The 18,302-nt window shown below is 71.6% G+C and carries 18 protein-coding genes; 6 read left to right on the top strand and 12 right to left on the bottom strand.

The window, feature by feature from the left end; genetic code table 11:
- The first annotated feature begins 48 nt into the window (after nucleotides 1–48).
- Genes G406_RS0111250 through G406_RS0111265 form a run of 4 tightly spaced genes read left to right on the top strand, consistent with a single transcriptional unit; the run spans nucleotide 49 to nucleotide 4,560 of the window.
- Entirely contained in the window at nucleotides 49–1,182 is a 1,134-nt protein-coding gene (locus tag G406_RS0111250; RefSeq protein WP_051341977.1) for an ABC transporter substrate-binding protein, read from the top strand.
- Nucleotides 1,182–3,002, top strand: a complete 1,821-nt coding sequence (locus tag G406_RS0111255) for an ABC transporter permease (RefSeq protein ID WP_028933914.1) — start codon at nucleotides 1,182–1,184, stop codon at nucleotides 3,000–3,002. The genes G406_RS0111250 and G406_RS0111255 overlap by 1 nt, the downstream gene beginning before the upstream one ends.
- Complete coding sequence (locus G406_RS0111260; protein WP_028933915.1) at nucleotides 2,999–3,832, top strand: ABC transporter ATP-binding protein; 834 nt, start codon at nucleotides 2,999–3,001, stop codon at nucleotides 3,830–3,832. The genes G406_RS0111255 and G406_RS0111260 overlap by 4 nt, the downstream gene beginning before the upstream one ends.
- Complete coding sequence (locus G406_RS0111265; protein WP_028933916.1) at nucleotides 3,829–4,560, top strand: ABC transporter ATP-binding protein; 732 nt, start codon at nucleotides 3,829–3,831, stop codon at nucleotides 4,558–4,560. Before G406_RS0111260 ends, G406_RS0111265 begins: the two co-directional genes overlap by 4 nt.
- 38 nt (nucleotides 4,561–4,598) lie before the next feature.
- Here G406_RS0111265 and G406_RS0111270 read toward each other — a convergent pair whose 3' ends face one another.
- The 5 genes from G406_RS0111270 to G406_RS46190 all read right to left on the bottom strand — a co-directional run bounded on the left by G406_RS0111270 (nucleotide 4,599) and on the right by G406_RS46190 (nucleotide 10,376).
- Entirely contained in the window at nucleotides 4,599–5,714 is a 1,116-nt protein-coding gene (locus G406_RS0111270) for an LLM class flavin-dependent oxidoreductase (RefSeq protein ID WP_028933917.1), read from the bottom strand.
- 11 nt (nucleotides 5,715–5,725) lie between these two features.
- Nucleotides 5,726–7,090: an NtaA/DmoA family FMN-dependent monooxygenase gene (locus G406_RS0111275; RefSeq protein WP_028933918.1), complete on the bottom strand. Its 1,365-nt coding sequence runs from the start codon at nucleotides 7,088–7,090 to the stop codon at nucleotides 5,726–5,728.
- Between the two features lie 8 nt (nucleotides 7,091–7,098).
- Nucleotides 7,099–8,304 carry an LLM class flavin-dependent oxidoreductase gene (locus G406_RS0111280; RefSeq protein WP_028933919.1) on the bottom strand — a complete coding sequence of 402 codons (1,206 nt, stop codon included), beginning with the start codon at nucleotides 8,302–8,304 and terminating at the stop codon, nucleotides 7,099–7,101.
- A gap of 69 nt (nucleotides 8,305–8,373) precedes the next feature.
- Entirely contained in the window at nucleotides 8,374–9,600 is a 1,227-nt protein-coding gene (locus G406_RS0111285; protein ID WP_211241114.1) for an acyl-CoA dehydrogenase family protein, read from the bottom strand.
- Nucleotides 9,597–10,376, bottom strand: a complete 780-nt coding sequence (locus G406_RS46190) for an alpha/beta hydrolase (RefSeq protein ID WP_064742902.1) — start codon at nucleotides 10,374–10,376, stop codon at nucleotides 9,597–9,599. Before G406_RS46190 ends, G406_RS0111285 begins: the two co-directional genes overlap by 4 nt.
- 260 nt (nucleotides 10,377–10,636) lie before the next feature.
- On the opposite strand from G406_RS46190, the gene G406_RS0111300 reads away from it, so the two are divergent.
- Nucleotides 10,637–11,224, top strand: a complete 588-nt coding sequence (locus tag G406_RS0111300; protein ID WP_169736675.1) for a CGNR zinc finger domain-containing protein — start codon at nucleotides 10,637–10,639, stop codon at nucleotides 11,222–11,224.
- Nucleotides 11,225–11,229: 5 nt separating this feature from the next.
- Here G406_RS0111300 and G406_RS0111305 read toward each other — a convergent pair whose 3' ends face one another.
- The 4 genes from G406_RS0111305 to G406_RS0111325 all read right to left on the bottom strand — a co-directional run bounded on the left by G406_RS0111305 (nucleotide 11,230) and on the right by G406_RS0111325 (nucleotide 15,012).
- The gene (locus G406_RS0111305; RefSeq protein ID WP_245607083.1) at nucleotides 11,230–12,267 is read right to left on the bottom strand and encodes an ABC transporter substrate-binding protein; all 1,038 of its coding nucleotides are present in this window, start codon (nucleotides 12,265–12,267) and stop codon (nucleotides 11,230–11,232) included.
- On the bottom strand, nucleotides 12,251–12,958 hold the full coding sequence (locus G406_RS0111310) for an ABC transporter ATP-binding protein (protein ID WP_028933923.1): 708 nt from the start codon (nucleotides 12,956–12,958) through the stop codon (nucleotides 12,251–12,253). Before G406_RS0111310 ends, G406_RS0111305 begins: the two co-directional genes overlap by 17 nt.
- Nucleotides 12,943–13,779 (bottom strand): ABC transporter permease, encoded by an 837-nt coding sequence (locus G406_RS0111315; protein WP_245607084.1) that lies wholly within the window; start codon nucleotides 13,777–13,779, stop codon nucleotides 12,943–12,945. Before G406_RS0111315 ends, G406_RS0111310 begins: the two co-directional genes overlap by 16 nt.
- Before the next feature lie 483 nt (nucleotides 13,780–14,262).
- Complete coding sequence (locus G406_RS0111325; protein WP_028933925.1) at nucleotides 14,263–15,012, bottom strand: SDR family oxidoreductase; 750 nt, start codon at nucleotides 15,010–15,012, stop codon at nucleotides 14,263–14,265.
- A 70-nt stretch (nucleotides 15,013–15,082) separates the two neighbouring features.
- Between G406_RS0111325 and G406_RS46200 the strand changes: the two genes are divergently transcribed.
- Nucleotides 15,083–15,967: a LysR family transcriptional regulator gene (locus G406_RS46200; protein WP_051341950.1), complete on the top strand. Its 885-nt coding sequence runs from the start codon at nucleotides 15,083–15,085 to the stop codon at nucleotides 15,965–15,967.
- On the opposite strand, the gene G406_RS0111335 is transcribed toward G406_RS46200, so the two are convergent.
- Genes G406_RS0111335 through G406_RS0111345 form a run of 3 tightly spaced genes read right to left on the bottom strand, consistent with a single transcriptional unit; the run spans nucleotide 15,945 to nucleotide 18,265 of the window.
- Complete coding sequence (locus G406_RS0111335; RefSeq protein WP_028933926.1) at nucleotides 15,945–16,412, bottom strand: HIT family protein; 468 nt, start codon at nucleotides 16,410–16,412, stop codon at nucleotides 15,945–15,947. The genes G406_RS46200 and G406_RS0111335 overlap by 23 nt on opposite strands.
- Before the next feature lie 5 nt (nucleotides 16,413–16,417).
- Nucleotides 16,418–17,080 (bottom strand): transcriptional repressor LexA, encoded by a 663-nt coding sequence (lexA, locus tag G406_RS0111340; RefSeq protein WP_028933927.1) that lies wholly within the window; start codon nucleotides 17,078–17,080, stop codon nucleotides 16,418–16,420.
- An 18-nt stretch (nucleotides 17,081–17,098) separates the two neighbouring features.
- Complete coding sequence (locus tag G406_RS0111345; RefSeq protein ID WP_028933928.1) at nucleotides 17,099–18,265, bottom strand: aminotransferase class V-fold PLP-dependent enzyme; 1,167 nt, start codon at nucleotides 18,263–18,265, stop codon at nucleotides 17,099–17,101.
- Nucleotides 18,266–18,302 lie beyond the last annotated feature (37 nt).

The following is an 18,302-nucleotide window of genomic DNA, read 5'->3' on the forward strand; positions in this document are numbered from 1 at the left end:
TATTGACTGATCTAGTGAAGTATTCAGCCCGCCGGTATCTTGGCGCCGGTGAGAACAGCCCTCCGTCTCCTCCTCGCCTCGACCACGGCACTCGCGTTGTCCGCACTCGCCGCCTGCGCGGGCGGAGGCGGCGACGCCGCGCCAACGACCGGGCCGGTCTACTTCGGGGTGTCCGGCCCGGTCACCGGCCCGAGCGCGGAGTACGGGCGGCTGTGGAAACAGGGGTTCGACCTGGCCATCGCCAAGATCAACGCAGCCGGCGGGGTCCAGGGGCGCCCGATCGCGCTCAAGTGGGAGGACTCGCAGTCCGACCCGAAGCAGACCGTGCCGATCGCACAGAAGTTCGTCGACGACCCGTCGGTCATCGCCGAGCTCGGTGACTTCTCCTCACCCGCGTCGATGGCGGCCTCCGCCGTCTACCAGGATGCCGGGCTCGTCCAGTTCGGCTTCACCAACTCCCACCCGGACTTCACCAAGGGCGGTGACCACCTGTGGTCCACGTCCCTGACCGACCGGACGCTGCAGAACGCGAACGCCGAGTTCGTCGCGAAGAGCGCGAAGCGGATCGCGGTGCTCTACCAGCAGACCGACTGGGGCAAGTCGGCCTTCGACGTGTTCTCCGCATCGGCCGCGCGCCTCGGTGTCACCATCGGCTACAGCTCGGCGTTCCTGCCCGACTCGACCGACTTCCGGCCCATCCTGATCAACGCACGCGACTCGCATCCCGAGGCGGTCGTGCACCTCGGCTACGGGCCGGACGGCGCCCTGATGGTCAAGCAGCTGCGCGACGTCGGGTTCACCGGGCAGTTCTTCGGCGGGCAGAACACGCCCGAGTTCCTCACCCTCGCCGGCCCGGCCGCCGAGGGCGACATCATCACCGGCGCGTTCACCGCCGACGACCCCCGGCCCGAGGTCGTCGCGTTCGTGACAGCGTTCCAGAACGCCTACCACGAGGTCCCCGGCGACTTCACCGTCTACGCCTACGACGCGCTCACCACCGTGGCGACCGCGGCGGCCCACGGCGGCCCGACCCGGGACGGCGTGCAACGCGGGCTGCTGGAGACGAAGGACTTCCCGTCCATCCAGTTCGGCACCTTCGCGTTCGACGCCGAGCGCCGTCCGGCCGACCCGAAGGTGCGCGAGCTGGTCGTCACCGACGGCAAGTTCGTGCTGAAGCACTAGTGGCCGACACTCTGCTGGCGGGCTTGATCCACGGCAACGCGTACGCGCTGGTCGCCGTCGGGTTCTCGCTCGTCTTCGGGGTCAGCCGCGTCGCCAACTTCGCGCACGGCTCGGTGTTCGCCATCGGGTCGATGGCCGGCTGGTGGTTCCTCGCCGACTGCGGCTGGCCGCTGTGGGCGGCGGTCGCCGGGGTGCTCGTCGTGACCGGGCTGCTGGGCCTGCTGATCAACGTGCTGGCGGTCCGGCCGCTGTCGAAGGCCCCGCCGATCGCGGCGCTGCTGGCCACCGTCGCGGTCTCGCTCATCCTGGACAACCTGGCGCAGCTGGTCTTCGGACCGAGGGTGCGGCCGTTTCCCGCCGCGCTGCCGACCAACGATCTGCACCTGGGCGGCCTGCGGTTCGGCACCTCCGACGTGGTGATGCTCGCGATCACCCTCGTCGTGATGACCGCGCTGGCGGCCTACCTGAGGTACGGGCGGTCCGGCCGGGCGATCCGGGCGGTCGCGCAGGACTCGGACGCGGCGCTGCAGATGGGCATCCCGGTGCCGCGCATCCAGCATCTGGCGTTCGTCGTCGCGTCCGCGCTCGGCGGGCTGGCCGGTGTGTTCGTCGGTATGTACACCTCGAACGTCTCCCCCACCTCCGGCGCGGCGGCCGGGCTGACCGCGTTCGTGGCCGCCACCCTGGGCGGGCTCGGCTCGATGGTCGGCGCGGTGCTCGGCGGTGTCCTGCTGGGTGTCGTCGAGGCGTTCGGGATCTCCTGGTGGGGCGACGGGGTGCGGGACCTGCTCACGTTCGGGGTGCTGATCGTGGTGCTGGTCCTGCGTCCCGGCGGCCTGCTCGGAAAACTCCCGACGATCCCGGCCGAGCCGATGACCGGCACGTTCCTCTCCGCCGGACGGGAGATCCGGCTGCGCTGGTGGCAGGGCGGCCTGCTGCTGGTGCTGGCCGCGGTCGCGGTGCCGCTGCTCGCGGATCGCTACACGGTGACCGTCGCGTCCGGGGTGGCGGTCTACGCGATCATCGCCGCGTCCATGACGCTGGTGTCCGGCGCGGCGGGACAGATCACCATCGGGCAGGCCGGTCCGATCGCGATCGGCGCGTACACCTCGGCGGTCCTGACCGTGGTGACCGGCTGGCCGTTCTGGCCCGCGCTGCTGGCCGCCGGGGTGCTCGCGGCAGTCGTCTCGACGGTGCTCACCGCGCCCGTGTGGCGGCTGCGCGGACACTACGTCGCGATCGCGACGCTCGGGACCGGGGCAGTCACCGTCGCGGTGATCCGCAACTGGGAGTCGCTGACCCGGGGCGCCTACGGAATCCGGGGCATTCCGGCGCCGACCCTGTTCGGTGCGAAGCTCCACTCCGCCGTCGAGTTCTACCTGCTGGCGCTGGCGCTGCTGCTGGTGACGCTCGTCGTGATCACCCGGATCCGGGCGTCGCACCTGGGTACGGTGCTGGCCGCGGTCGGCGCCGACGAGGTCGCCGCGCGTGCGTCCGGGGTGCGGGTGCGGGACTACAAGGCGCTCGCGTACGCGGTGTCCGCGTTCTTCGCCGGGATCGGCGGTTCACTCCTGGCACACCAGTACACCTACATCGACCCGAGCATCTTCACCCTGACCATGTCGCTGCTCGCGTTGACGATCATCGTGCTCGGCGGGCTGTCCTCGCCGGTCGGCGCGGTGCTGGGTTCCGTGGTGCTCGTCGGGCTGCCCGAGCTGCTGCGGATCACCCCGGACGTGCGCATCTTCGGCTACGGGCTGGTGCTGCTGCTGGTCATCCGGTTCCGGCCACAGGGCCTGTGGGTCAGGAGCGGGACGTGACCGTGCTGAACGTGAGCGACCTGCGATGCACCTTCGACGGGGTGACCGCCGTCGACCGTCTGTCGTTCGCCGTCGAGCCGGGCGAGGTCGTGTCGCTCATCGGCCCGAACGGCTCGGGCAAGACCACGACGCTGAACCTGATCTCCGGGCTGCTGCGCGCGGACTCCGGCACGATCTCGCTCGACGGCAGGCGGATCGAGCGCGCGTCGGTCGAGCAGATCGCCGAGGCCGGGCTGAGCCGCACCTTCCAGAACGGCCGGGTGTTCGCCGGTCTCACCGTGACGGACAACGTGGCGGTCGGCCTGCACTCCACACTCACCGCCGCGCGACCGTTGCGGAGCTGGTCAGGGGCCCCGGTGCTGCGTTGGGTGCCGTTGCTGGCGGAGCTGGCGCTGGCTCTGGCGCCCACTCCCTCGGTGCGCCGGGAACGGGCCCGGGTGAACGCACAGGCCGACGAACAGCTGCGGCGATTCGGCGAGCGGCTCGTACCGCGCCGGGACGAGCCGGCGGACACGCTGTCGTACGCGAACCGCCGGCGCACCGAGATCGCCAGGGCACTCGTCGCCGCCCCTCGGCTGCTGCTGCTCGACGAACCGACCGCCGGCATGAACCGGACCGAGACGAACGAGGTCGCCGAGCAGCTGGCCGAGGTGAAGGCGGCCGGTCAGACGATCCTGCTGGTGGAGCACAAGCTGGACCTGGTGACGGCGCTGTCCGACCGTGTCCTGGTGCTGGACGAGGGCAGACTCATCGCCTCGGGCCCACCCGAGGAGGTACGGCGTGACCCGGCGGTCATCGAGGCCTATCTCGGCAGGCGGCGGTCCCGGTGACCGCCGAGCCGCTGCTCGCGCTGGACCGCGTCGACGTCTCCTACGGTGCGGCCACCGCGTTGGAGCAGGTCAGCCTGCGGGTGGGGCCGGGTGAGATCGTGTCGCTGCTCGGCGGCAACGCGTCCGGCAAGTCCACCACGATGCGGACGGTCCTCGGCCTGGTCCACCCGCGCGCGGGCACCGTGTCGTTCCACGGCGCGGACGTCACCGCATGGCCGACCCCGCGCCGCATCCGGGCCGGCCTGGCGTCGGTCCCCGAGGCGCGGCGAGTGTTCGGCGAGCTGACGGTCAGGGAGAACCTCCTGGCGGGCGCCTACACCCGGCGCGGCCGCTCGGAGATCGCCGAGGACCTGGACCGGATGTTCACCCGGTTCCCCCGGCTCGCCCGGCGCCGAGGGCAGGCGGCGGGAACGCTGTCCGGCGGCGAACAGCAGATGCTGGCGTTCGCCAGGGCGCTGATGAGCCGCCCCACGCTGATCTGCATGGACGAGCCGACGATGGGCCTGTCCCCGCTGCTGGTCGACCAGGTCCTGGACGAGATCGTGCGGCTGAACGCCTCCGGTGTGGCGGTGCTGCTGGTGGAGCAGCAGGCCGAGCTGGCGCTGTCGATCGCCCACCGGGGCTACGTGCTGTCCACCGGTCGAATAGTCCTGTCCGGCTCAGCCGCGGATCTCCTGGGCAACCCGGCCGTCCAGGAGGCCTACCTGGGCTCTAGTACCCGTGAGTGATGTGGGCTGCCCTGGCAGCCCACATCACTCACGGGTATTCAGCGGGTGCGCCACTCCTGCGCCAAGAGCTCGTAGGAGCGGACCCTGTCGGCGTGGTCGTGGGTGATCGTGGTGATGATCAGCTCGTCGGCGCCGGTCGCCTCGCGGAGGAGCTCCAGCTGGTCGGCCACCTCGGCGGGGGACCCGACGAACTGGGTGTCCAGGCGGTCGGCGACCAGCTCTCGGTCCCAGTCGTGGGACCTGGCCTCGGCGGGCGTCGGGTACGGAATGGCGCCCGCGCCGCTGCGGATGCTGTGCACCCACGGCCCGTAGCCGGCAGCGAGCTCACGTGCGGTGGCCGAGTCCCGCGCGACCACGACGTCCGCCGAGACGCTGACCTGGGGCCGGTCGAGGGCTGCGGACGGCTGGAACGCCGCGCGGTACCCCTCGGCGGCTTCGAGCACGGTGCCGGGGCTGACGTGGTAGTTCGCCGCGAAGCGCAGACCGTTGCGCCCCGCGACCTGCGCGCTCTCCCCTCCGCTGCTGCCCAGGATCCACACCTGCAGGTCGGCGCGCTCGCCGGGCACGACGTGCGCCTCGATGCCGTCGGCGGTGCGGTAGGTGCCGGCCAGCAGCGCGAGGATGTCGTCGATCTGCTCCCCGTAGTCCTGCGCTTCGGCGTGCGGCTGCACCAGCAGGTTCTTGATCATCGCGAACCGGGGTGACCGCAGCAGCCCCTCGAAGGAGAACCGGGGCGGGATCGTCAATCCGTTCGCCGCCCGGCCTGCCGTCGCGCCGACCAGCGCGGGCTCCGGTGCCGGCTGCGCGGGAGGCCGTCCCCCGGACCGGCCGAGGCCCAGGTCGAACCGGCCGGGGTGCAGCGCGTCGAGCAGCCCGAACTCCTCGACCGTCGCCAGCGCCGTGCGATGCCCCAGCTGCACCGCGCCGGAGCCGAGGCGGATCGTGCTGGTCGCCTCGGCGGTCAGCGCCAGCACCACCGCGGGCGAGGTACCGGCGACGCCGGGGTTGAGATGGTGTTCGGCGAACCAGTAGCGGGTGTAGCCGAAGCTCTCGGTCCGTTTCGCCAGGTCGATGCTGTTGCGCAGCGCGTCGGACGCGGTGTGCCCGGACGAGATCGGGACCAGATCGAGGACGGTCAGCGGGGTGGTGGCCATGGTTGTTCCTCTCAGGACGCTCGCTCGGTCGCGCGGTGGCCGACGGGAGCCAGCCCGAGGTGGTCGCGCAGGGTGGTGCCCTGGTACTCGCCGCGGAAGACGCCCCGGTCCTGCAGGATCGGGACGACCGTGTCGGCGAACTCGTCGAGGCCGCCGGGGGTCAGGTGCGGCACGAGGATGAACCCGTCGCTCGCGTCGGACTGGACGAACTCGTTGAGCGACTCGGCCACCTGAGTGGGTGTGCCGATGAACGACTGGCGGGCGGTGACCTCGACCATCAGCTCCCGGATGGACAGGTTCTTCGCCTCGGCCAGCTCCCGCCACTCGCGCGCGGTGGCCAGCGGGTCGCGGTACATGCGGACACTGGCCCTGCCACGCGCGATCGTGTTCTCCCCGACCAGCGGGTCAACCGAGGGCAGCGGGCCGTCCGGGTCGTACGCGCCGAGGTCTCGGTTCCACAGCTGTTCCAGGAACTTGATCGCGGTCTGGCCGCTGACCTGCTGGAGCCGGATGTGCCGAGCCCTCTCGTGCGCGTCCGCCTCGGTGTCGCCGAGCACGAACGTCACCCCGGGCAGGACCTTCAGCTCGTCGCGGGACCGCCCGTACTTCGCCAGCCGCGACTTGACGTCGGCGTAGAACGCCTGGGCCGCGTCGAGTGTGCCGTGCCGGGAGAAGATCGCGTCGGCGCTCGCGGCGGCGAACTCGCGGCCCTCGTCGGAGTCACCTGCCTGGAAGATCACCGGGCGGCCCTGCGGGCTGCGCGGCACGCTGAACCGGCCGGTGATGTCGAACTGGCTGACGTGGTGGTCGAACAGCCCGACGTCCGGGTGGCGCAGGAACTGCCCGGATGCCTTGTCCGCGACGATCTCGTCGCCGTGCCACGAGTCGAACAGCACCTTCGTGGCTTCGAGGAACTGCGACGCGCGTTCGTAGCGGGCGTCCTGGGGCAGGAAGCCGCCCCGGCGGAAGTTCTCCCCGGTGAACTCGTCCCACGAGGTGACGACGTTCCACGCGGCGCGCCCCGCCGAAAGGTGGTCGAGCGAGGCGAACTGCCTGGCCACCTCGTACGGCTCGTTGAACGTCGAGTTGATCGTGCCGGCCAGCCCGAGCCGATCGGTCACCGCGGCCAGCGCGCTGAGCACGGTGAACGTGTCGGGCCTGCCGACGACGTCCAGGTCGTAGATCAGCCCGTTCTGCTCGCGCAGCCGTAGGCCCTCGGCGAGGAACAGGAAGTCGAACTTCGCCCGTTCCGCTGTCCGGGCCAGATGCGCGAACGACCGGAAGTCGATCTGGCTACCGGCCTCCGGGTCGCTCCAGACCGTGGTGTTGTTGACGCCGGGGAAGTGAGCGGCGAGGTGAATCTGTTTCGGAGCCATGGATGTCCTCACGCGGCCGTGTAGCGGTTGGTGGGGCGGGCGAGTCCGAGCAGGCCACGCAGGGTGTCCGCCTGGTACGCGGTGCGGAACGCGCCGAGCTGTTGCAGCCGGGGCACGAGCGCGCGGGTGATCTGTTCCAGGTCGTGCGGGATGGTGCCGGGACGCAGCCGGAAGCCGCTCAGCCCGGCGTGGCGCCAGTCGAGCAGCAGCACCGCGAGCTGGTCGGGCGTGCCGACGAAGACGTGCGCGTCGCTGGAGTACTCGGCGCCGTCGAGCTCGTCCAGCCGCGCCTTGCGGTCGGCCGCGCGGGAGGCGTCGTCGTCGAGGAGCACCACCAGGTCGCCGAAGATCCGAAGCGGGTCGTCGGCGCGTCCGGCGGCCTCCTGCTCGGCGCGGATGGTGGCGACGATCTCGGTGCCGTCCTCCACGCCGGTCGGGGTCACGAAACCGATGTCGGCGCCGCGCCCGACCAGCCGGTACGGGACGGCCTGGTGCGCGAGCGCGCTGACGATCGGCTGGCCCTGGGGCGGGCGGGGCGTGATCGACGGGCCTCGGACGCTGAAGTGCTGACCGCTGAAGTCGATGTAGTGCAGCTTGTCGCGGTCGATGAACCGGCCGGTCGCGGTGTCACGGATCTCCGCGTCGTCCTCCCAGCTGTCCCACAGCCGGCGCAGCACCTCGACGTAGTCGGCCGCCTCGTCGAACAGATCGGTCAGGACCTCGGCGTCGCCGGGCCGTCGCGGCCCGTCCAGCCGGAACGGCGGCACCGTGCGCCTGCCGAACAGCGCCGCCTCGTCCGGTCGTGCCGAGACCTTGATCCGCAGGCCCGCGCGTCCGCTGCTGACGAAGTCCAGGGTGGCGATCGCCTTGGACGCGTGGAACGGCTCGGTGTGGGTGACCACGACGGTCGGGATCAGGCCGATGTTGCTGGTCAGCGGCGCGACCCTGGCGGCGATCAGCACCGCGTCGAGCCGCCCCCTGACCTGGTCGGTGCGCCGGTCCGGCCCGGTGTAGCCGGTGGACTGCTGACCGAGGGAGTCCTCGATGGTCACGAAGTCCAGCAGGCCGCGCTCCGCCTCGCCGACCAGCTGGGCCCAGTAACCGGCGCTCAGCAACGCGGTCGGTTGCGCATCCGGTTCCCGCCAGGACGCCGGGTGCCAGCCGGTGCCGTCCAGCGCGACCGCCAGGTGAAGCTGCTCCGAGGATTGGGACATGATCGCCTCCTGTGAATGGGACGGCTAGGGCCCGTGAGTGAGTTGGGCTGCCAGGGCAGCCCAACTCACTCACGGGGCCAGGACAGCGCGGCCGATGGCGTGCAGCGCGACGTCCTCCTGCGGTGCGTGCACGCCGGCGCACTGGATGTCGCGGAAGTGGCGTTCCAGGGGGTTGTCCTGGCTGAGCCCGGGGTTGCCGAGCAGCCGTACGGCGAGCTCGACGGCGGCGCGGGTCTGCCGGTCGGCGACCACCCGCGCGCCCAACGCCCTGGTCCTGGGGACCGGTTCGCCTCGGTCGAGCCGCTCGGCGACGCCGAACAGCAGTTCCTCCGCGCCGGACAGCAGCACCTCGATCTCACCCGCTGCCTGCGCGAACCGTTCGGTCGTCGCGACCGGGCGGCCGAGGTTGGCCGGGACCCGCTCGTGCGCGAACCGGTGGAAGTAGCGCTGCGCGGCGCGGCCGACGCCCAGGTAGATCGCCGCGAGCGGCAGCGCCATCCGGCCGACGGCGAGGTTGTCCTGCCGCGTCGCGGCGGCGGCCTCGGTCGCCTCGACCAGGTGACCCGCCGCGTCGGTGAACACCACGTCGTGGCTTCCGCTGGCCCGCAGGCCCAGCTGGTTCCAGGTGCGGCGGACCTCGATGCCCGGTGAGCCACCCGGCACCGCGAACGTCCCGACCCTGGGCACCGGCTCGTCGGTCACCGCCCAGACCAGGAAGTAGGCGAGCCCTTCTGCGCCGGTGGCGAACCGTTTGTGCCCGGAGACCGCCCAGCCGTCCGACGTCCGCCGCGCGATGGTGCGCGGGAGGCCGCCGCGTGCCGGCGAGCCGAGGTCCGGCTCGACCCGGACGGCGTTGAGCAGCGTGGGCCGCACGGCGGACTCGTCGAGCACCCGCGAGTACAGCTCGGCGGGCCAGAACCGGCCATTCGCCTGCTTCGCGTGGCTGAACAGCGTCATCGCGGCGATCAACGCGACCGACGGATCACCCTCACCGAGTGCCGCGAGCACCCGGCACTGCCCGGCGACCCCGAGACCGGCACCACCGTCCTCCTCGGCAACGGTGGCGGTGAGCAATCCCGCCGCGTGCACCGCGGCGATCCCGTCAGCCGGGAACTCCCCACTCAGATCGTTTCCAGCGGCCCCCTCACCCAGCACAGCCGTCACCCCACCCAGCCCACCCGCACGTTCCCCCGCCGATCCCAGCGGCACGAATGTGGCTTTAGGGACGTTGAACGTCCCTAAAGCCACATTCGTGCCATGGGGCGGGTGGTGGTGGGTGGCGTTCTGGGTGGTCATGTGGGGGACAGCTCCCTGGTCTCGGTGAACGAGGCCAGGTCTACGGTGCGTGCGATGGGGCCGGCGTTGGCGCCGAGGCGCAGCTGTTCCAGCCAGAGAACGACGGTGGCGGCCACGGTGCGGTGGTGTGCCGCGTTCAGCACGTCGTGCCGGCCGTCCTCGATCGCCGCGAGCTGGACCCTGGGCAGGTCGCTGTACCGGCGTACAGCGTGCGCGAGCGGGCTGACCTGGTCGTTCGCGCCGTGCACCGCCAGTACCGGCACGCTGACCCCGGTCAGGTCGACCGGGTCCCGCAACTCCGACGGGATGCGGGCCGTCGTGAGTGTCCCGGCGACGAACAGGCCGCGCTCGGAATCGGCGAGCAGCTTCTGGTGGGTCGGACAGGACGCGCGCAGCTCGGGTTCGGCGTCCTCGGCGACCGCGGTCTCCCGATCGGGATCGGGCAGGCCCGCGAGCACGACCCCGGCGACGTCGGCCCCGGTGAGCAGCGTGCGCAACGCCATCAGCGCGCCGGTGTCCGAACCGGCCAGCACGACCGGGCCCACCGTGTACGGCGCGGCGAGCAGAGCGCTGATCCGGCGGGCGACCTCGTCGACGTCCTCGGTGGCGTCCCGCACCACCCGGACCCGGTAGGAGTCGGCCGCGAGCCGCCGACCGAACCGCTCGTACACACCGGGTCGCTCGCCCCGGCCGGGCAGGACGATGACGGTCCCCCTCGGCGCGAGTCCGAGTGGTTCGTCCCAGGCGAGCACGGCCTCGAACGGGCTGGTGGTCATGGGGATACCTCTCCCTCGGGCTGACTGTCGATGGCGCTCGATACGGCGAGCAGAACCGGCGGGCACAGGCCACGTCGGGAATTCAGAGGATGTGCGGGGTCAGTACCGGATCAGCGCGGACACGCGGCGCCGACCACCGTCATGAAGTCCACGACGCGGCGGCGAACCAGGAGCAGCTGCTCGAACCTTCGCACACCATCGAGAGTCGCCTGGCCGAGGTGATTTGTCAAACCCCTCACGCGATGTGGGACGCTGGCGGGGTGAGCGAGTTGGTCACCACCAAGAATCTGCGTAGGGCCGGGTTCCCGTTCCGGTCCGGCGCACTGTGCCTGGACTTCGTCGGGACGATCGCTAAACGCGGGATGGGCGACCAGGAGCTGCTCGACAGCCCGGAACGGCTGGCCACCTGGTTGCGCGCCGCCGGGCTGCCCGAGGTCCTGGACCCGATCTCCGACGAGCAGGTACGGACGGCGCACGCGCTGCGCGAGGCGATCCACGACCTCACGCGGGCGACCGTGGAACGGCAGCGGCCCTCAGCCGAGACGGTCGACCGGATCAACCGCGCCGCCCTGCCGTCTCCCCCGACCGCGACGATCGCCCTCGACGGCCGGACCAGGGTGCCACCGCCCCCGGGCAGCGTCGAGTCGGTCATGGCGGTCGTCGCACGCGACGCCGTCGACCTGTTCACCGGACCGTACGGCCCCCGCATCAGGGCGTGCCAGGGCCACGACTGCTCGCTGTACTTCGTCGACCGGTCGCGGCCGGGCTCGCGCCGCTGGTGCACGATGGCGGCGTGCGGTGAGCGAGCGAGCTCAGCCACCTACCGCCGCCGCCACCCCCGCTCATGAGCGGGTCATCGCGCCCCCACCGCCGCGTTGTACCGGCGGTCGAAGTACTCACCGATCGCCACCTTGCCCGGGATCAGGCCCGCTGAGGTGAACGTGTCGGCGAGGGCCTGTTCGGAACCGACCAGCCCGTCGTCGATCGACACCGGGGACAGCGCGAGCCTCGGCACCGCGACCTTCGCCGTGTCGAGGGGGATGCCGGTCTGCTGGGCGTAGATGCTCGCCCACTGGTCCACGTGGCTCTGCGCCCAGACGTTGGCCCTGCCGACGCGCGCGACGTAGTCCTGGATCGCGGAGTTCTTGCCGGGGTCGGTCAGCGAGGCCCGGTTCGCGACCTGCAGCGCCAGCCCGTTGGAGAACGCGGTTCCCCCGGCCAGCCCGGTGCCGTTGAGCGCGTCCGCGCCGCTGACCAGCTCGCGGGCACCGAGGCTCTGCACGGCCTGGGTGGCGTACGGCTCCCAGACGGCCCATGCCGCGACGCTGCCCTGACTGAACGCCGCGTACGCGTCACCGGGCTGCAGGTAGGAGATGGTCACGTCGGTCGGCTTCAACCCGGCCTTGCCGAGTGCGTTGAGCAGCGTCCCGTTGCCGGACGAGCCCTTGGCCACCGCGATCGCCTTGCCGCGCAGGTCGGCGAGGGTCGTGATGGGCGACCCCTTCGGCACGAGCAGCACATCGCCGACCGTGGACCGCAGCGCACCGACGATGGCGATGTTGCCCTGCGCGGCGGCGGAGAAGATCGGCGGAGTGTTGCCGACCTGGCCGACGTCGATCGCGTTGGCGTTCGCGGCCTCCAGCATCGGCGGCCCGGAGGTGAAGGTGGACCACTGGATCCGGTACGGGAGGCCGTCGAGCAGTCCGGATGCCTTCAGCAGCTCCTGCTGGCTGGTGCCCTTCTGGTCCCCGACCCGCAGCGTGACGCCACTCAGCTGGTGGGCGTCGACCGGCGGCGGCACGGCGGCCGGGCCGGTCGAGTCGGTGGGCCCGCCACAGGCGGTCACTCCCAGTACGGCGGCGACGACCGCCAGGCTACGCAGCTTCATCATGGCTCACTCCCAGGTCGGACAGCACTCGTGCGCGCAGCCGCGCGAGCGAGGCGATGGTGCGGGGACGGTCGTCCGGCACGTGGTGTTCGGCCGCGATGCGACCGCCTTCCAGGACCAGGACCCGGTCGGCCAGCACCAGCGCCTCGTCGACGTCGTGAGTGACCAGCAGGACCGCCGGCCGGTGCCGCCGCCACAGCTGGGTGACCAGCCGGTGCATGGCGAGCCTGGTCAGCGCGTCGAGCGCGCCGAACGGCTCGTCGAGCAGCAGCAGGTCCGGCTCGCGGACCAGCGCCCTGGCCAGCGACACCCGCTGCGCCTCGCCGCCGGACAGCGTGCGTGGCCACGCCTGCGCCCGGTCGTCGAGCGCCACCTCGGCCAGCGCGCGCCGGGCCACCCCTCGCGGGTCGTCGGTGTCCAGGCCGAGGGTGATGTTGCGCCAGACCCGCCGCCACGGCAGCAGCCTCGGCTGCTGGAACGCCATGGACACCCGCCCCTCGACCGTCGAGGTGCCGTGGATGTCGCGGTCGGTCCCGGCAAGCACCTTGAGCAGCGTCGACTTGCCGGAGCCGCTGCGGCCCAGCAGCGCGACGAACTCGCCGCGCCGCACGGTCAGATCGAGCCCGTCGAGGACCCGCCGCCCGTCGTAGGCCTTGACCAGCCCGCGCACGGTCGCCGTCACTGGACCCGCCACCGCAGCACTCGCCTCTCGATCAGTCGCACGACCGTGTCCATCAGCAGTCCGACCAGCGCGTAGACCAGCAGGCCGACGATGACGATGTCGGTGCGCAGGAAGTCCCGAGCATTGTTGATCATGAACCCGATGCCGGAGTCGGCCGCGATCGTCTCGGCGACGACCAGCGCGAGCCACGCGGACGCGACACCGAGCCGTACGCCGACCAGCGTGTAGGACGCGGCTCCCGGCACGACCACGTGCGCCAGCCGCTGCCAGCGGGAGTAGCCGAGCACCGTGGCCGCCTCCACCAGACCGGGGTCGGCGTCGCGCATGCCGGTGTGGACGTTGAGATAGATCGGCAGGGCGGCGGCCAGCGCGATCAGCACGAGCTTCGGCAGCTCACCGACACCGAACCAGAGGATCAGCAGCGGGATCAGCCCGAACAGCGGCACGTTGCGGATCATCTGCATGACCGGGTCCACGACCGAGTCACCCCAGCGCAGCAGCCCGGCGACGACCCCGAGCGCCGCGCCGATGACGGCGCCGATGACGAACCCGACGAGCAGCCGGTTCAGCGACACGGCAAGACCGTCGCCCAGTTGCCCGTTGCGCGTCACTTCGACGGCGGCCCGCCAGATCGCGGTCGGCGGCGGCAGCTTGCGCTCGGACACCAGCCCCGAGCCGCTGACGACCTGCCAGCCGACCAGCAGCACGAGCGGACTGACCCACCGGGCGAGGCTCAGCCGCCGGTACCACGCGCGACCGGGGACCGGCCCGGGCTCGGGCGGCGTGATCGGCGGATCGGCCTTGTCGAGCAGGGGTGGGGAGATCGAGGTCACGGAAGGCTCCGATGGCTCAAGACACGGGAACGCCGCTCAGGCGCCGTCGAGGCACGCGGCGGGAGGGCGTGGGTGGGCCGGCCGATCGTCAGGCCGGACAGCCGGAGCTGGCCACCCGCAACAGGTCCACGTGCAGCCGGTGAGAACTTCCCGTTCTGCGATAGAACGAGCTCACCAAGGCCTCCCGAAGTCGGACCGGCACGCGCCGGACCCCATCACTGTACGTAATTGAGGCGCCCTAATGTCAACTAATCAGGTCGATTTAGTTAGACAAGACACGGGGCGCGTCCTCAGCGAGCGCGAGCGCCAGCAGGCCGGGGAAGCGGTCGTCGAGATCGTCCCGGCGCAGCCGGTTGAACCGACGCGTACCACGGCGACGTGAACGCGCCACACGGGGAGAACGCCATACCATCGACGTCAGCGACCGGAGGGCGACCGGTTCCGCCTGGTCACCACCCACCCCGGTCCCGGTGGGCCGCACCCCTACCAGGGCATGGGCCCCTCGTCGTTGCTGAACGTGCCGGTCGGGCCGTCGGCGGGGATCGTCGCCATCCGAACCGCAGCGACGGCACCCTGGGCGGGCGTGCGATGGCCGGAGTGGTCGTTCAGGTCGGTGGCGCAGTAGCCGGGACAGACCGCGTTGACCAGGATGCCCTCGGAGTGCAGCTCCCTGGCGTACTGCAGGGTGAGGGCGGTGAGCGCGGTCTTGGACGGGGAGTAGCCGACCGAGATCGGCAGATGCTCGTCGTTCCACTGGTCCTTGTCCGCCATGAGGGCCAGGGAGCCCGCGCCGCTGGACACGTTGACGATGCGTGGCGTCGCCGAGCGGCGCAGCAGCGGCAACAGGGTGTTGGTGGCGGTCATGACGCCGAGGTAGTTCGTCTCGAAGATGTCGCGGACGGTGTCCAGGTCGGCGGTGCTCGGGCGCTGACCGGCGAGATCGCCGCCAGGGCGACGACTCACGGCGGCGTTGTTGACCAGCGCGTCGAGCCTGCCGTAGCGGGCTTCGACCGTGCCGGCCGCCGAGGCGACCGTCGCGGGGTCGGTCACGTCGAGCACGACGGAGGTGACGTCGGCGCCGGTGGCACGCAGTTCGGCGGCGGTCTTCTCACCGAGCTCGGCGCTGCGGGCACCGATGACGACGGTGTGCCCGAGCGCGGCGAGCTGAGCGGCGATCTCGCGGCCGATGCCCTTGTTGGCTCCGGTGACCAGAGCGATCATGGTGTTGTTCATGACTCCAGAGCACCACGGCGCGGCCCGCGCGGGCCAAGACCGATGCGGTCCGGACCGATACCCTACGGGTATGGATGCGCTGGAGACCCGGGAGCTCGGCTACTTCGTCGCGGTCGCCGAGGAGCTGCACTTCGGCCGCGCGGCGGCGCGCCTCGGCATCGCACAGCCACCCCTGTCCCGCGCCATCCAGCGGATCGAGCGGCGGATCGGGGTGCCGTTGCTGGAGCGCACGAGCCGCGCGGTGAACCTGACCCCGGCGGGCGTCGTCCTTCTCGCCGAGAGTCGGAAGGCCCTCGATGCGGTCGCCGCCGCCGTCCGGCGGACCCGGCGCGCGGGACAGGACGTCGCGCGGTTGACGGTGGTCATGAAACCCAACGGCGACGCGGGCCTGCTGGAGGACATCCTGCCGAGGTACCGCCGCGACCCGGACGCGATCGAGGTCGAAGTGGTGGTGTGCGGCATGGGCGAGCAGGCGCCGATGCTGCGCGACGGGCGCGGCGACCTGGCGTTCCTGCACGCCCCGCACGACGACCTGCGCGGGTTCGACACGGAGCTGCTCCTGGTCCAGGACCAGGTGGCCGTGCTCCCGGCGGGCCACCGGCTCGCCGGCCGTGCCGCTCTGGTGCTGGCGGACCTCGACGACGAACCACTGCCGCGCTGGCCCGGCCACGCCGAAGGCCCTCGGGTACGGGACAGCGCGCAGCTGATGCAGCTGGTCGCACTGGCCCAGATGATCGCGGTCCTCCCCGAGTCCGCCCGGCGCCACGCACGGTCGGACGTGGTCTTCGTCCCGGTCCTCGACGCACCGAACAGCTCGATCCTGCTGGCGTGGCCCGAGCGCACCAGCTCCCGCGCGGTCGCCGCGTTCGTCCGGGCGAGCACGGAGACCACGGCCGGCGATCCGACGGTCGAGACCAGCGGTCCCCCAGGGTTCAGCCCGTCAAGTACCCGGTGATCGCGGCGCGCAGATCGTCGTGCTCCGGACCGAGCATGGTGGCCGGGTCGCTCCATCTGGCAGGCGGATGGAGCCACACCGGCCGGCTCACGAGGTCCGAGGGCTCCCACTCGTAGCGAGGCCAGACGTGCGCGTGCAGGAACGGGTCGGTGTTGCCCAGAATCTCCAGGTTGACGCGGCGGAAGGCCGGGTCGGCCTCGACGCACGCCCGCTCGACCGCCGCGCCCAGGTCGGCCATGCTCTCCAGGAACGCGGTGCGTTCGGTCCGGGTCAGGTCCGAGAGCCGTTCGACGGCCGGGTCGTCGGTGAGCAGGACGCAGTAGCCCGGGAGCCACTGCGAATCCCCCATGACCGCGAAGCCGCCCGGCATCCGGGCGAGCACCGTTGGGTTCTCACCGCGCAGGGCCGAGCCGATCCGGTCGTCCCGCCAGTCCGGCACCGGCAATCAGCTCAGACCTTGCGCAGCACGGTGACGATCACGCCGAGCACCACTGCCTCGTCGCCGTCGATCACGTCGTAGGCGTCGTTGCGCGGTTCCAGGTAGACGTGGCCGTTGCGGCGGCGGTAGACCTTGACGGTCGCCTCGCCGTCGATCATCGCGGCGACGATCTGGCCCGAGTGGGCCTCGTGCTGCTGGCGGACCACGACGGTGTCGCCGTCGCAGATCGCGGCGTCGACCATCGAGTCCCCACGGACCCGCAGCGCGAACACGGTGCCGCGCCCGGCGAGCTCGCGCGGCAGGTTCAGTACCTCGTCGGTGTGCTCCTCGGCCAGGATGGGCGTCCCGGCCGCGATGTCACCGACCACCGGAACCGACACCGAGTCCTCGCTGACCGCCCGTTCGCGCGGTTCCCGCAGGAAGACGCGCACGTCGATCGGCCGGGACATGCCGGTACCCCGCCGGAGGAAGCCCTTCTCCTCCAGGCTCGCCACGTGCTTCAACACCGACGACGAGGACCGCAGGCCGACCAGATCACCGATCTCACGGGTGCTCGGCGGATAGCCGTACCGGGCCACCCAGTCCCTGATCGCCACCAGGATGAGCTGCTGACGCCTCGGTAGTGCCGAAGCGTCCAGTTGGTCGAACAGATCAAGGTCATCGGCGACGGGCACCCGCGAATCGTATGGTCCCTAACCCGCCGAGCGTGTGGCGGCCTCCAGAGCGTTCAGCAGGCACTCGACGTCGGTATCGGTGATGTGCAGGTGCGGTGAGATGCGCAGCGACTCCCCGCGCACCGCCGCGTAGCAGTTCGCCGAGGCCAGCGCGGCCACGATGCCGGACCGCACCGAGGGCGGCAGCCGCACCCCGAGCATGTGCGGGCCGCGCCGGTCGGTGGGGACCGGGTCCAGGCCCAGCTCGACGGCGCGCGCGGCGAGCTGACCGGTCAGCTCGGACAGGGTCGCCGCGATCCGAGGGATCCCCCAGGTCCGCAACTGCTCCAGCGCGACGATCGCCATCGGGAGCAGCTCGAACTTGGTGCGTTCCCCGACGTCGAACCGTCTCGCGCCGGGCTGGTACTCGTCGCGGTAGTCGACCAGGCGCGCGAAGTCCTCCGAGCCCTCCCGCAGGATCCAGTTCTGCTCCACCGGCTCACCCCGGCGATGCTCCTCGGCGACGTACAGATACCCGACGCCGAACGGGCCGAGCAGCCACTTGTAGCCGACGCTCACCACGAAGTCGGGGCGGATCGCGGCGACGTCGAACGGCATCGCGCCGATCGACTGGCTGCCGTCGATGACCAGCTTCGCACCGACCTGGTGGCTGCGTGCGCTCACCTCGTCCAGGTCGATCCGGGCGCCGTCGGTCCAGTGCACGTTCGGCACGCTGACCACCGCGACCCGATCGTCGAGGACGTCCAGCACCGCCTCGGTCCAGGTCTGGTCCTCGGCCCGGTGAACGGTGACGATCTCGGCGCCGGCCGCCCGGCACGCGGCGCGCCAGGTGTAGATGCCGGACGGGTACTCCTCGGCGAGCACGACCACCCGGTCACCAGGCCGCAACGGCAGGTTGCGGGCGGCCACCGCGAAGCCGTAGCTGGTGGCCGGGACCAGCGCGACACCCTCGGCGTCACCCCCGACCAGCCCGGCGAACAGCGAGCGCAGCCGCTCGACGTCGGAGAACCAGTCCGAGGCCGAGATCGTCCACGGCCGGGCCCGCCGGTCCAGCGCCGCCTCACCCGCCGCGCGAACCCCGTGCAGCTGGGGCGAGAGGTTGGCGGTGTTGAAGTACGCGATGTCGGGCGGCACCGCGAACGCCGGCCGTTGCCCGCCCAACGACGTCCCTGCCTGCTCTGTCACCGATACAGGATTCCTCAGTTCCGCTGTTGACCGCGAC

Source organism: Actinospineispora spinosispora DSM 44797, assembly GCF_000429025.1.
In the GTDB taxonomy this organism is placed as follows: Bacteria; Actinomycetota; Actinomycetes; order Mycobacteriales; family Pseudonocardiaceae; genus Pseudonocardia; species Pseudonocardia spinosispora.